Annotated in this window: 12 protein-coding genes; 7 read left to right on the plus strand and 5 right to left on the minus strand. The window is 57.0% G+C overall.

The window, feature by feature from the left end; genetic code table 11:
• Positions 1-3: 3 nt before the first annotated feature.
• Positions 4-756, plus strand: a complete 753-nt coding sequence (locus CBW65_RS12330) for an HIRAN domain-containing protein (protein ID WP_087457088.1) — start codon at positions 4-6, stop codon at positions 754-756.
• A gap of 64 nt (positions 757-820) precedes the next feature.
• On the opposite strand, the gene CBW65_RS24850 is transcribed toward CBW65_RS12330, so the two are convergent.
• A complete protein-coding gene (locus CBW65_RS24850) occupies positions 821-1,558 on the minus strand; it encodes a 3D domain-containing protein (RefSeq protein WP_232463493.1) in 738 nt (245 codons plus the stop codon).
• A 342-nt stretch (positions 1,559-1,900) separates the two neighbouring features.
• Between CBW65_RS24850 and CBW65_RS12340 the strand changes: the two genes are divergently transcribed.
• The 3 genes from CBW65_RS12340 to CBW65_RS12350 are packed head-to-tail and all read left to right on the plus strand — an operon-like array spanning position 1,901 to position 7,265.
• Positions 1,901-4,240 carry a 3-hydroxyacyl-CoA dehydrogenase/enoyl-CoA hydratase family protein gene (locus tag CBW65_RS12340; RefSeq protein WP_087457089.1) on the plus strand — a complete coding sequence of 780 codons (2,340 nt, stop codon included), beginning with the start codon at positions 1,901-1,903 and terminating at the stop codon, positions 4,238-4,240.
• A gap of 35 nt (positions 4,241-4,275) precedes the next feature.
• Complete coding sequence (locus tag CBW65_RS12345; protein WP_087457090.1) at positions 4,276-5,454, plus strand: acetyl-CoA C-acyltransferase; 1,179 nt, start codon at positions 4,276-4,278, stop codon at positions 5,452-5,454.
• A 38-nt stretch (positions 5,455-5,492) separates the two neighbouring features.
• Positions 5,493-7,265 (plus strand): acyl-CoA dehydrogenase family protein, encoded by a 1,773-nt coding sequence (locus tag CBW65_RS12350; protein WP_087457091.1) that lies wholly within the window; start codon positions 5,493-5,495, stop codon positions 7,263-7,265.
• A 56-nt stretch (positions 7,266-7,321) separates the two neighbouring features.
• On the opposite strand, the gene CBW65_RS12355 is transcribed toward CBW65_RS12350, so the two are convergent.
• Together CBW65_RS12355 and CBW65_RS12360 are read right to left on the minus strand one after the other, a co-directional pair.
• On the minus strand, positions 7,322-9,193 hold the full coding sequence (locus CBW65_RS12355; RefSeq protein ID WP_087457092.1) for an ATP-binding cassette domain-containing protein: 1,872 nt from the start codon (positions 9,191-9,193) through the stop codon (positions 7,322-7,324).
• A complete protein-coding gene (locus CBW65_RS12360; protein ID WP_087457093.1) occupies positions 9,184-9,978 on the minus strand; it encodes an ATP-binding cassette domain-containing protein in 795 nt (264 codons plus the stop codon). The genes CBW65_RS12355 and CBW65_RS12360 overlap by 10 nt, the downstream gene beginning before the upstream one ends.
• Positions 9,979-10,081: 103 nt before the next feature.
• Between CBW65_RS12360 and CBW65_RS12365 the strand changes: the two genes are divergently transcribed.
• The 3 genes from CBW65_RS12365 (at position 10,082) to CBW65_RS12375 (ending at position 12,555) form a co-directional block, all read left to right on the plus strand.
• Positions 10,082-10,675 carry a biotin transporter BioY gene (locus CBW65_RS12365; RefSeq protein ID WP_087457094.1) on the plus strand — a complete coding sequence of 198 codons (594 nt, stop codon included), beginning with the start codon at positions 10,082-10,084 and terminating at the stop codon, positions 10,673-10,675.
• A 175-nt stretch (positions 10,676-10,850) separates the two neighbouring features.
• Complete coding sequence (locus tag CBW65_RS12370; protein ID WP_087457095.1) at positions 10,851-11,993, plus strand: hypothetical protein; 1,143 nt, start codon at positions 10,851-10,853, stop codon at positions 11,991-11,993.
• Positions 11,994-12,057: 64 nt separating this feature from the next.
• Positions 12,058-12,555 (plus strand): phosphatase PAP2 family protein, encoded by a 498-nt coding sequence (locus CBW65_RS12375; protein ID WP_087457096.1) that lies wholly within the window; start codon positions 12,058-12,060, stop codon positions 12,553-12,555.
• A gap of 15 nt (positions 12,556-12,570) precedes the next feature.
• Here CBW65_RS12375 and menA read toward each other — a convergent pair whose 3' ends face one another.
• Positions 12,571-13,494 carry a 1,4-dihydroxy-2-naphthoate octaprenyltransferase gene (gene menA / locus CBW65_RS12380; protein ID WP_087457097.1) on the minus strand — a complete coding sequence of 308 codons (924 nt, stop codon included), beginning with the start codon at positions 13,492-13,494 and terminating at the stop codon, positions 12,571-12,573.
• Between the two features lie 38 nt (positions 13,495-13,532).
• Positions 13,533-13,928 carry a hypothetical protein gene (locus CBW65_RS12385; protein ID WP_087457098.1) on the minus strand — a complete coding sequence of 132 codons (396 nt, stop codon included), beginning with the start codon at positions 13,926-13,928 and terminating at the stop codon, positions 13,533-13,535.
• Positions 13,929-14,001: the final 73 nt, after the last annotated feature.

Below are 14,001 nucleotides of genomic sequence, written 5' to 3' on the forward strand. Positions count from 1 at the left end.
AAAATGAAGTTTACGACACCCCGCTTGATCTTGATGTGGAGCAATCCAGAGACGAAAGAAAACTGTACAATCGGTGTGCTAACCCGCAATGATCACGGATACTCGTTTCGCTATATTCAAAACGAAGTAAAGCGGGCATTTTCATTTGGCTTTACTTTGCTATCTGGATTTCCCTTATTAGAAAAAATGTATTTTTCGAATAAACTGTTTCCTGTATTTGAACGCCGAATTCCCAGCAAAGGACGACGTGATTACAAAGAAGTGATTCAGACGTTTAGCCTATCCTTATTCGATGATTTAGACTGGGAATATTTAAGGGTCACCAAAGGGGAATTGGCAACGGACCGTTTTTATTTTATTGAACCAATTCGCTTGGAAGACAGATATTTTAAAATTGATTTTAAAATTGCCGCCTGGAAGTTTGTAGATGAACAGGTTCGTTTACATCCAGGACAAGAGCTGAATTTTGTGTTGGAGCCAGGTAATTTATATGACACTCAAGCGATTCAAGTGTTTACAAATGAATCGCACCCGAGAATGGTTGGATATGTTCCCAAACCTTATAATGGACCAATCTATAGTTGGATGAATAAACAGTGCGAAATCAAGGCGGTTGTCAGAATGGTGTTAGAAAAGCAAAACTATTGTCCAGTGCTTTTGGTCGCAGGAAGCCTCCCGCAAGATACTGATCAGGTGAAAGCCACTTCAGAATTTAAAGAGCTAGTGCTGAAGGTAGATCGTACGACAGAATCCTAATATATTTATCTATATTCGCCAAAGAGGCGGAGGGATGCGCGCGTGTCCCTTCGCCTTTTGTGCATTATGCGGATGCTGCTTTGCTGTCTTCGAGGATGTAGACTTTGATGTTGCGTTTCACGCCAAACTGGATGGCAGCAGACAGGTCGTTCATGTAGACGTCGATGCGGTTGCCGATGATCGCGCCGCCGGTGTCTTCAGCGGTGCGGATGCCGATTCCTTCAATGTAGACTTTCGTGCCGAGCGGGATGACAGACGGATCGGTGGCGATGGTGTGCTGGTCTTTCACATACTTGCCGCTGGCGGTGATGCCATACGCCGGATGTCCCGGCGCTTTGCCAGTCGATTCCGGTCCGGCCGTATAAGCGGTCAGGTCGGCGTTGAGCACTTGCTTGATCGTAAAGTCGGTTGCGATCTCTTCATTCGCAACGTTTGGCACTTGCAGTTCTTGTCCAACGGACAGAAGATTCGGATTTTGGATGCCGTTCAAACTGCTCAGCTCTTTGGTCGAAGTGCCGAAGACCTGGGCGATCTCATACAGCGAATCCCCTGACTTGACCGTGTAGGCCAGCGTTTTTGGGGTGAGGGTGAGCACGTCTTTCAGCATCTTCGAGCCGGAGCGGGACGCCAGCGGCGGGAGTTTGGGGATCGGCGGTCCGTAGACCAGGGTCTGGCCTTCCTTATCGGTCGCCACTGCAAGGAGCGGCGGGTCGTAATCGGCTGCTACCGGGCTGATCATCATTGTAAAGTAGAAAATGAGACTCATGACCATGGCGATCATTGTTTTGTTCATGTTCATCATGATTGTGACCTCCGTTCAACATTCGAAATTTTGATTTCCTGTCACTAGATTTGCCAGCATTGGAAGACTATAAACCTAGCACTGCAAAAACTTTCGGAATTAGCGAAAATTTCCCGCCGGAAAATCGCGTTTAGGGGTAGAAGGATTTCGCAAGATGGAATAGAATAAGAACAAGAGAGTTTTGACTGAACAGTCAATTTTGCTCGGATCAAATTTTTTTGTCTCGGTTCGACCGACCGTTTGGTCGGGGATGAGGAAACGCTCAGCGAACAGAGATAATTGCAGCGTCCGATCCATACATTTCTATAAGAAGCAACGGACGAGACGAAGGAGGCATGGGAGATGGAACGTAAGATTCGCAAGGTGGCCGTGATCGGCTCCGGCGTCATGGGCGCAGGGATCGCAGCACATCTGGCCAACGTAGGGGTGCCGAGCCTGCTCCTCGACATCGTGCCCAATGGGGCAGAAGACCGTAATGTACTCGCAAAACGCGGCCGCGACGGCTTGTTAAAGCAAAAGCCGGCTGCACTCTATAGCCCGCATAACCTCGCACTTATTGAGGTGGGCAACCTCGAAGACGACCTGACCCGCTTGGCGGACGTCGACTGGATCATCGAAGTCGTCGTTGAAAATCTGGCGATCAAACAAAGTTTGTTCGAAAAGCTGGAAACTGTGATTCGCCCAGGCACAATCGTGTCCTCGAACACCTCCGGCCTCTCGATCGCCGCGATGGTCGAAGGCAGAAGCCAGGAGTTCCGCGAGAACTTCCTCGGCACGCACTTCTTCAACCCGCCGCGCTACATGAAGCTGCTCGAGATCATCCCGGGTCCGGACACGTTGCAAGACACGCTCGACTTCATGGCGGCGTATGCGGAGAAGAAGCTGGGCAAAGGCGTTGTGTTTGCGAAAGACACCGTCAACTTCATCGCCAACCGCATCGGCACGTACGGCCTGATGGTCACCGTGCAGGAGATGATCAAACGGGACTTAGGCGTTGATGAAGTCGACGCCCTGACCGGTCCGGTGATCGGCCGTCCGAAATCGGCAACGTTCCGCACCCTCGACGTCGTTGGCCTCGACACCTTTGTACACGTTGCGAACAACTGCCACGACTCGGTGACAGACGAAGCGGAACAAGCGACGTTTGTCATCCCGGACTTTATGAAGCAGATGGTCGAACGCGGCATGCTCGGCCAAAAAGCAAAGCAAGGCTTCTTTAAAAAAGTTGGCAAAGACATCCTCGCGCTCGATTACGAGACGCTCGAATACCGCCCGCGCCAGAAGCTGAAATCGGCATCGCTGGAAGCGGCGAAACTGCAAAAGACCCTGAAAGACAAAGTCCGCGCCCTCGTTTATGGCAAAGACGCGGCATCGGAGTTCCTCTGGAGCGTCCTCAAGCGCACCTTGCTCTACACCGCAGAGCGCGCTGAAGAGATTGCCGACGACATCGTCAACATCGACAAAGCGCTGAAATGGGGCTTCAACTGGGAAACCGGCCCGTTTGAGACGTGGGACCTGATCGGTGTGGCGAAGTCGGTCGAGCGCATGGAAGCGGAAGGCGACACCGTCCCGGCGTGGGTGAAAAACCTGCTCGCATCCGGCAAGAAGTCCTTCTATGAAGAAGAGGCGGGCCACAAGTCGTTCTACACCTTGAGCGGCGACTTCAAAGGGCTGGAAGAGAAGAAAGAAATCATCTCGCTGGCTGCTCTGAAAGAGCAAAACAAGGTGATCAAGAAAAACACCGGCGCATCGCTGATCGACCTCGGCGACGGCGTGGCAGCGCTGGAGTTCCACTCCCTGAACCAGGCGATTGGCGCAGACATCATCCAGATGATGTTCTACGCGGCGGAAGAAGTTTCGAAGAACTACAAGGGCCTTGTCATCGGCAACCAGGCGAAGAACTTCTGTGTCGGCGCCAACCTGATGATGATCCTGATGGAAGCGCAAGACGACAACTGGGAAGAGATCGACCTGATCGTGCGCCAGTTCCAAAACGCGACGATGGCGCTGAAATACCTCGACAAGCCGGTCGTGGCTGCACCGTTCTCGATGACCTTGGGCGGCGGCGCGGAAGTGTGCTTCCCGGCCGACAAGATTCAAGGCGCTGCCGAATCCTATTTTGGCCTCGTCGAAGTCGGTGTCGGCTTGATCCCGGGCGGCGGCGGCAACAAAGAGCTGCTCCTGCGCAACATCGAACATGCAGCGCCGGGCGCTGACCTGCAGCCGATGGTCAACCGCGCGTTTGAAACGATTGCGATGGCGAAAGTCTCCACGTCGTTCCGCGAAGGGCAAGATCTTGGCTACTTCCGCAAGACGGATGAGATGACGGTCAACAGCGACTACCTGCTCTACGATGCAAAACAATCGGTGCTGGCGATGGCAGACAACTACCGCGCGCCGGTGCAAAAGAAGATCAAAGTTGTCGGCGAAGCGGGCTTCTCCGTGATGAAGCTTGGCGCACGCCAGCTCCAGCTCAGCGGCTACGCGTCGGCACATGACGTGAAGATCGCCGAGAAGATCGCGACCGTGCTCTCCGGCGGACGCATCGCAGCGGGCACCGAAGTGACAGAACAATACCTGCTCGACCTCGAGCGTGAAGCGTTCCTGTCCCTGTGCGGCGAACCGCTCTCGCAACAACGCATGCAGCACATGCTGACCAAAGGCAAACCGCTCCGCAACTAGTCGCGGGGATGATTGGATAGAGGAGGGAACCCACAATGCGTGAAGCAGTGATCGTATCGGGAGTCAGAACGGCTGTAGGCCGCTCACATAAAGGGTCGCTAAAAAACACGCGCCCGGAAGACCTTGGCGGTCTGGTCGTGCAAGAAGCGATCAACCGGGTCGGCGGGCTCGACCCGAAAGAGATTGAAGACGTCATCATCGGGTGTGCAATCCCGGAAGGCGAACAAGGGATGAACCTCGGCCGCATCGTCGCGATGCGCGCCGGGCTCCCGACCAACGTATCAGGCATGACGGTCAACCGTTTCTGCTCGTCCGGTCTGCAGACGATCGCCCTCGGCGCACAGAGCATCATGTTCGGCTCGGCCGAGGTCGTGGTCGCAGGCGGCGTGGAAAGCATGTCGATGGTGCCGATGGTTGGCTACAAGTTGGCTCCGAACCCGTGGCTGGTCGACAACATGCCGGAAGTGTACATGAGCATGGGTCATACCGCCGAGCAAGTTGCGCAGCGTTTTGGCATCACCCGTGAGCAGCAGGACGAATTTGCGGTCCGCTCGCACCAGCGTGCAGCAGCAGCGATTGCAGCCGGCAAATTCAAAGACGAAATTCTTCCGGTCACCGTGCGCAACGTGACGGTCGACGCGAACAACAAGCAGAAAGTGTCGGAGTTCATTTTTGACACCGACGAAGGCGTGCGTCCGGACACCACGCTGGAAGTGCTCGGCAAACTCCGCCCGGCCTTCCACGTGCAAGGCTCCGTCACCGCCGGCAACTCGTCGCAAACGTCTGACGGCGCAGCGGCGACCGTGCTGATGTCTGCTGAAAAAGCAGCTTCGCTCGGCGCGCAACCGTTGGCCGTCTTCCGCTCCTTCGCAGTGGGCGGCGTCGACCCGGACATCATGGGCGTCGGCCCGGTCGTAGCGATTCCGAAGGCGCTGAAGCAAGCGGGCCTGTCGATCGACGACATCGACCTGTTTGAAATCAACGAAGCGTTTGCCTCGCAAGCGTTTTATGTGACCCAGCAGTTGGGTCTCAACCCGGAGAAAGTCAACGTGAACGGCGGCGCGATCGCGCTGGGCCATCCGCTGGGCTGCACCGGCACCAAGCTGACCGTTTCGATCATCAATGAACTGCGCCGCCGCGGCGGGCGCTACGGAGTCGTGTCGATGTGCATCGGCGGCGGCATGGGCGCAGCAGGCGTGTTTGAACTGGTATAAGCGTTCCTATAAAAAAACCCCTTGAGGAGGCAATCACGATGAGCGATTTGAAAGACATTGTGCGCGGCGGTTCCTTTGTCATCAGCCAGACGGACGCACAGGACGTATTCACCCCGGAAGACTTCACCGATGAGCAGAAGATGATCGCGAAGACCACAGCCGACTTTATCGCAGGCGAAGTGGTTCCGCACCGCGAGCACCTCGAAAAGCTCGACATCGAACTGACCGTCAAACTGCTCAAGCAAGCGGGCGACCTCGGCCTGCTGGCAGCCGACATCCCGGAAGCGAACGAAGGTCTGGAACTCGACAAGATCTCGTCCACGCTGATCACCGAATACATCACCCGCGGCGGCTCCTTCGCGCTGTCCCACGGCGCGCACGTCGGCATCGGCACCTTGCCGATCGTCTTCTTCGGCAACGAAGAGCAAAAGGCGAAGTACCTGCCGGACCTGGCGAGCGGCGCGAAATTTGCGGCGTACTGCCTGACCGAGCCGGGTTCCGGTTCGGACGCGCTGGGCGCAAAAGCGACCGCTGTGCTGAACGCGGAAGGCACCCACTACATCCTGAACGGCACCAAGCAGTTCATCACCAACGCAGGTTTTGCTGATGTGTTTGTGGTCTACGCGAAAGTGGACGGCGACAAGTTCTCCGCCTTCATCGTGGAAAAAGAATACCCGGGCGTATCGACCGGTCCGGAAGAGAAGAAGATGGGCATCAAGGCATCTTCCACTCGCCCGCTGATCCTCGAAGATGTGGCAGTTCCGGTGGAAAACCTGCTCGGCGAAGTGGGCCGCGGCCACGTGATCGCGTTCAACATCCTGAACATCGGCCGTTACAAGCTGGCTGCAGGCTGCATCGGCTCCTCGAAGTATGCGATCGAGCTCTCCTCGAAGTATGCAAACGAGCGCAAGCAGTTCGGCCAACCGATCGCGAACTTCCCGCTGATCCGTGAAAAGCTGGCAGAGATGAACATCCGCACCTACGCGACCGAGTCGATGGTCTACCGCATCGGCGGCCTGATCGAAACCGCACTGTCCGGCGAGCAAAAATCGGGCAAGGCTGTGGCTGACGCGATTGCTGAATATGCGATCGAGTGCTCGATCTCGAAAGTGTTCGCTTCCGAAGCGTTTGACTTTGTTGTCGACGAAGGCGTGCAGATCCACGGCGGCTATGGTTTCATCAACGAATACCCGATCGAGACGATGTACCGTGACTCCCGCATCAACCGCATCTTCGAAGGCACCAACGAAGTCAACCGTTTGCTGATCCCGGGCACGCTCGTCAAGAACGCGATGAAGGGCAAACTGCCGCTCTTGCAAGCTGCACAGGCGCTGCAAGGCGAACTGATGATGATGATGCCGTCTGTGATCGACGAAAGCGAAACCCTCGCGGTTGAAGCGGACCTGATCGAAAAGGCGAAGAAGATCTTCCTGATGGTCGGCGGCTACGGCGTGCAGAAGTACATGACGACGCTGGAGCAGCAGCAGGAAGTGCTGCACAACATGGCAGACATCATGATCGAGATCTACGCGATGGAATCCTGCCTGCTCCGCGCGCAGAAGCAGATCGCCAAAGACGGCGAAGACAAAGCGAAGCACAAGATCAACATGACCAAGGTGTATGTCAACGACACCTTTGGCAAGATCGAACTGCTCGCTCGCGAAACCCTCGCGGCGATGGAAGAAGGCGACATGCTCCGCACCCAGCTGTCCGTTCTGAAAAAGCTGACCCGTTACACTCCGCAAAACACCATCGCGATCAAGCGCGAACTGGCAAACATCATCGTGGATCAAGAAGGCTACGTGTGCTAATTGCCTGAGATAGAGAAAGAGCCGTTCCTCGCTATGAGGAACGGCTCTTTTTGCGGTTAGAGATAGCGACTGGCCAGCAGGATGGCGAACAGCAGGCCGCCGATGAGCAGAATCAGATGATCGTGGCGCACAAGGCGCAGTCTCACCGCCGAAGTGCGCCGGTTGCCAAACTTGGCATAGCCGCGCGCTTCCATGGCGACGGAGAGGTCTTCGCCGAGGCGCAGGACGGACAGGAGCAGGGGAACGACAACAGCGCTGGTGTCGCGCAGGCGGAAGTTGCCTTTAGTTGATTTGCCCCTTGCTTTGGTGATCCGGGAGAAGCGGCGCAACTCCTGCAGGATGACCGGCACAAAGCGCAGCATCAAAGACGTGGCGAGGGCAAACGCCTCCACAGGCAGCTTGAATTTCTTGAGCGGGGCAAGTGCGGTCTCTAAGCCCTGTTTCATCATCAGCTGGCTCGTCGTCGCCGACAGCCACATCCCAAGCAGCATCAGCAGCAAAAACTTATACAGCTGCCCCAGCGTCCGTTCCGCCGCCGCCCAGTCAAAGGTCACCCCTTCGTCAAAACGCAGCCCGGACAGAGCCATCGAAAACAGGATGAAGAACAGAAACGGTTTCATCATCCGCCACACGTCCCGTTTCCACATCCCCGCCGCCCACATGCAGCCGATCGTCACCGCCGTCGCCAACGCCAGCCCCGCCCAGCTCTCCTGCACCAGCACCCCCAGCGACACCAGCAAGTAAAACGCCCACTTCGCGCGAGGGTCAAGCCTGCGGATCATAGCTCCCAGCCCACCCGCTAAAGCCCCGGTCGGGGGAGCCTGCTCCCGATCTGCAGATTCAACCTGAACGGCTACGGCAGATTGTTGTACCGTTTCAACGCTGTCAAATCTAGTGTCGCTCTCATTGCACCTGGAGTGATTCGAATCCGTTTCTGAAGAGCTATCAATCCCAGCGTGATTCGCAATTACAGAAGAGCTCGTACCGGAGTCAAAGTGATTCGCAATTACAGAAGAGCTCGTATCAGTGTCAGCGTGATTCGTTCTTACAGTAGAGTATACGTTGAAGCTGGGGTCACTCGTATCAGATACAGAGTTTGCATAAGCTGACCCCGACAATTGCTTCAAGATCTCATCCGCCATCTGATCTGGTGCCAACGGGAGTGGCGTTAGCCCAAATCCCTGAGTGGCGAAAGCCTCAGACAACGCTGTGCTGCTTGGCAACCCGACTCTTGCCTGCCGCAGCAGGTGCGGGTTGTCACACAGCTCTTGCGGGGTCGTGTAGGCGGCCAGACGGCCGTGGTCGAGGAGCAGGACGCGGTCGGCGATGGGGAAGAAGGCATCGAGATCATGGGTGGCGATGACGATGCCGCCTAGGGTCTGCTGCTTGAAGCTTTGCAGGAACTCCACGAGGTGCTGCACCGCCTGCGGATCGAGACCGGCGGTCGGCTCGTCAAGAAACAGCCACTTGGGAGCGGTCGCAAAGGTCGTCGCCAGCGCCACACGCCTTTTCTGCCCGCCGCTGAGCACGAGCGGGGACTGCGCGGTCATCTCCTCGGGGAGACCAACCTCCCGCAGCGCCTCCAGCGTCCTGGCCGTCGCTTCTGCCTTCGCAAGACGGAGCGGCTTCAGCGAATAGTCAAACTCCCCCTGCACCGTCCGCGCAAACAATTGATGCTCCGGAAACTGAAACACCACCCCAATCTCCTGCAACACCTTCGCATGCACCTGTTTCCCATCCCACAGCGGCACACCGTCATACAGCACCGACCCGGCATCAAAAGCGTTCAATCCGGTCAGCACATCGAGCAGGCTCGACTTCCCTGCCCCCGTCTGTCCAACGAGCAGGGTGATCGTCCCTTCCTCCAATTCGAACGTCACATCCCGCAAAATACTTCCCAGCGATACTCCATCCACTTTTACCGGCATACGTCACCCACCGCTTCACTCAACTCTTTTGGCGTCAAAGGCTGCCCTTCCAGCACAACGCCCTTGCCTTGCAAACTCTCCGCCACCTGCACCGCATACGGCGGTACAAATCCAAGCTCCGCACAGACCCCGTCATAAAAAAACGCCCGTGCCGTCCCGTCATACGCCACCCGGCCGGCAGCCAGCGCTACCACCCGGTCCGCATAGGCCAGCTCTTCCATCCACTGCGTGATCCAGATCAAGGTCTTGCCCTGCTGCTGCAGCTCCTGCGCCACGCCAAGCACCATCTCGCGCGAGGCCGGGTCGAGCATCGCCGTGCATTCGTCAAATACGATCACATCTGCCTCCACCGCCAAACACCCCGCGATGCCAAGCAACTGCTTCTGCCCGCCGGACAGCGTCGTCACCGATTGGCCGGTCAGATGCGCCAACCTCACTTTTTCCAACGCAGCCCGCGCCCGCTCCGGCATCTCCTCCGGATCAACCGCACGGTTCTCCATGCCAAAACACACATCTTCATAGACCGTTTCGCCGACGATCTGCGCTTCCGGATTCTGAAACACCATCTGCACCTGCAGATCATCACATTCGGCCAGACCTTTCGAAACGGGAGACAGCCCGCACAACACTTTGGCCAGCGTGCTTTTTCCGCTGCCGTTTTGCCCGATCAAGACGACCCATTCGCCCGCTGCGATCGTCAAATCAATCCCATCCAATACTGTATGCACACCGTCCGGCGTGGCAAAGGCGACGCTCACGCCGGAGAGGGTAAGATGCTTTTTCATGATTCCTCCAAATTTTGCTTTTCAGTTTGTTTCGAGCTGTGCTACAATGCGGATTGTTATCTTCTTTCTCTATTCAAGTTAACAAAGATTTGGAGGGTTATCAATGGGGGTACAATTTACCGTTCGCGGCGTGGTGTTCAGCGCCTTGTTTGCCGCCTTGCTCGTCGTGCTCAGTTACGTCAACATCAACCTTGGATTCTCGCCCGTTCCGATCACGCTCAGCAACATGACCATCCTGCTGGCCGGGGCGATGCTCGGCCCGTTCTATGGCTTTTTCTCGATGGCGCTCGTCGTCATTTTGACGCTGATCGGCCTGCCGATGTGGCACGGCACCGGCGGGATCGGCCTTGTTGCCGGTCCGACCGGCGGCTTTATCGTCATGTACCCGGTCGCAGCGTTCCTCGTCGGCTGGGCGGCGAACCGCATCAAAGGCCGCGGTGTGGCGGCACACATTCAGATGCTGCTCGTCACCTTCATCCTCGGCTCGCTGACCTTGTACGTGGGTGGCGTGCCGTGGCTGAAAATTGTCGCCGGGCTCTCCTGGAACGACGCGCTGGTCGGCGGCTTCTATCCGTTCTGGCCGGGCGACCTCGCCAAAGCGGTCGTCGCGACCGCCATCGTGCTGCAGGTGCGCAATGTTTACACCCCGCAGCGTCTGGTCGGCAAAGGCGGCTCGAAAGTCGTCACGCTCAACTAAACAGCAATTGCAGCAAAAAGAGGGCTCGCCGCGCGCGAAGTCCTCTTTTTGTTGTGTAAACTTCGCAAAACGGAACAGGATTTTTTCGATGAATGTCGAAATGTGGGGAAAAGAAAAGAAAAAGAAAATAGCAGTTTAGAATGATAGTGCGAATGGGTGATAAGGTGGTGAACGCATGTTGCTGACACTTGGGTTGATCGTGCTCGGCACGATCGCTGTGTTCTCCATCGCAATGATGATAGGCAATGTGCTGAACAAGGGGCAGTACGGCAAAACGTGGGCGATGTTCTCGTTTATGTCGGTCGCGCTTTGCGGCATCATGCTGCTGCTCCAGATGTTTATGCCGCCTGCAGAAGCGATGGATGACGAAGCAGGAGAAGAGACGCACCAGTCCAAAGAGCTGTCCGCCACGGCCGACGGGGCCACAGGCACGGCAGCAGAAGCTCCAGCCGCTTCCGGAGACGGTGCGGTGGAGAGCCAGGTCGATGACCTGTCCTTCCTGGTGATCGTGCTCGATTTGATCAAAAACAACAAGCCGATTCCGCCCGAATATCTGGCCTTGCTGCCGGACGGCGGGGCGAGTCTGGCGAAAGTATCACAAGACAATAACGCGCCGAAGCCGATTTTGCAGCCGGTTACGAATCAGACTTCGAACGCTCCCAATCCGTTCCAATCGTACCAGCCGTCGCAAGGTGGCACGACCGGTTCCGGCACCAAAACGGGGACACCGGCGAAATCGGGGGATGTTCAGGCCAAGCCGGGCGGAACGAGCGGCCAACAGCCGAACACCAACAATCCGCAGCCGGCCCCAACGCCGACACCGAAGCCAACACCAGCCCCGCAACCGACGCCGAAGCCCACTCCGGCCCCGACACCTGCGCCAACACCGCAGCCGAAGCCGGAACCAACTCCGGCGCCTGCTCCGGTGGAGACAGCTGCGCTGCTTGACGGCGGCGTGCTGCAATCGGTGCTTGGCGCATCGCGCGCCGACGTGCAGAACTTCTTCCAGTTCAACCAGTCGCTGGGCGGTTCCGGCAACAAGCTGGTCTACCTGCGCGGGCAGTCGATCGTTGAAGTCACCTTCACCGGCGACACGGCGACCGGCATCAACATGCGCTTTGAGCGGCTCACTCCGCAAGGGGAGAGCATGGGGTATTTCGAAGAGTTCATGCGCATCGTCGCCGGCATGTCGAAAGCGGACGCGTCGAGCAAGAGCGGACGTGACATCTACTGGAACAGTGTCTATCCGGGCGCTTCCAGCATCCACTTCCACATCGACACAGCTTCGAATTACGGGTATATTGAAGCGAGAAACTAGTCAACGTAACAGAAAAGACCTTGTTCCCAGGCGGAACAGGGTCTTTTGAAATGCAGGGGGTACTATGGACAAACTGATGATGCAATCCATTCGCCGCTATGTGGGACGTTCCCGCCTGCTGGATCGCACGATGATGCATATTGCTAAATACGGCCCGCTCTGGTTCTTTGCCGTCATGGGTATGATGGCCGTTCCGGGAGGTCGGACGGAGCGCCTTGCCGCGCTGCTCGCCATCCTCGCCGCCACCGTCACTCGCGGGGCGAACGGACTGGTCGGACAACTCTATTTTCGGGCGCGCCCGTTTATCAAAGAAGGATTCACGCCGCTGCTCAAGCACCGACCCAGCGCCTCGTTCCCCAGCAACCATGCCGCGTGCGGCTTTGCGCTGGCGGTGTCCGTCTGGCTGCTGGTGCCTGCTGTCGGGGCGTACATGCTGGTCATGGCGGCGATTCTTGCTGTCTCCCGCGTCTATGTCGGCCTGCATTACCCGTCCGACGTAACGATTGGGGCAGTGCTAGGCTCTGTAATCGCGCTGCTCATTGAAAAAGCCATCTTCCCGTAATGGGGAGATGGCTTTTTAGATTTGCAAAAAGTAATAGAGGAAAATCCCAAACACGTTCAAGATCCCAAACAGCAGTTGCAAGAGCATCGACAGCCCAAGTCCGAGGTTCAGCTCCACCGGGTCGTCCGTCTTGGCGACGAGCTGCACCGTCTTCCACGCCAGCGGCAAGGTGATCAGCACGAGCAGCGAGGAGAGCGGGGTGTAGCCGAGCAGCCAGATGACCACCATCACCGCATAGCTGAGCGCGAGCAGGACGTAAAGTTCCCATTTTGATTTGCGTTCCCCGAGGAACGTCGCTAAGGTGCGTTTGCCGATCGCATGGTCGTGACGCAGGTCGCGCAAATTTTTCGCGTGCAGCACGGCGGCGGAGAGCAGTCCGAACGGGATCGCGTTCAGGATGACATGCCCGTAGAGGATCTTCACCATCGCGTAGTAGGTGCCAAGGACGATCAGCGGCCCCATCACGATAAAGACGGTCAGTTCGCCCAGCCCGTGATAGGCGAGGGCGTAACGGGTGCCGGTGTAGAGGTAGCCGAGCAGGAGGCCGATCACGCCGAAGACGAGCACAAGCCAGTCGCCGACCGAGATGATGTAGCCGCCGACGATCGCGGCGGCGATGTAGCAGATCCAGCCTCCGAGATAGACGCGGGATGCGGTCAGCCAGCCTTGGCGCAGCGGATTGGGTGCGGCGAGCGATGATTCGTCATCCGCGCCTTTATGGTAGTCGAAGTAGTCGTTAAACAGATTGCTGCCCGCCTGGACGAGCATGACGGCAATGATGATAGCAAGAAACGTCCAGCCCTCAAAGCCGCGGTCGATCAAAGCCAATCCGCCGCCGAGCAGGACGGGGATCAGCGTGGAGATCAGAGACGGAGCGCGCACTGCGCGAAGCCAGATCTGCAGTTGAGAAGGCTTGTTCACTTTGGCATTCGCAGGCATCGCTTCGTTCCTTTCTGTACGATCATGTTGCGGCCGGGCTATTGTTGCGGGCGCACCTGAGCTTGGACTTTAGTATGGTAGACGGTGCGCAGGTAGTCGCGAATCGCGTGTTCCCGATAGACGTGGAAAACGCCGACCGCCTGGGCGACCTTGTGAGCTTCGTACGTTTGGAGCAGGGGCTTGATCTGTTCATACAGCACCGGAGGCTGTTGGCGCAGCGTGATGACGGCGCGGGAAATCTCAATGATGGTGTCGATGTCGTTCGTGTAGTTCATCCAGATCAGATCGTGCGGCATGACAACGACGTCGGTCGGCTCCGCATGTTCGCGGTCCCCGTACGCCAGCTTGGCCAAATGATACCCCAAAAACAGCAGCACCGGCATCATCAGCAAGAACAACAACATCACCTGTCCAAAATCCCCCGCCTGGTACATGTTTCTTCCCCCGCTCACCCATGAATCTCTATGAGTCTAACTATACTATGGAATCGGCAAGATTCCAATATGA

It is taken from the genome of Tumebacillus avium, assembly GCF_002162355.1.
GTDB classification, from domain to species: domain Bacteria; phylum Bacillota; class Bacilli; order Tumebacillales; family Tumebacillaceae; genus Tumebacillus_A; species Tumebacillus_A avium.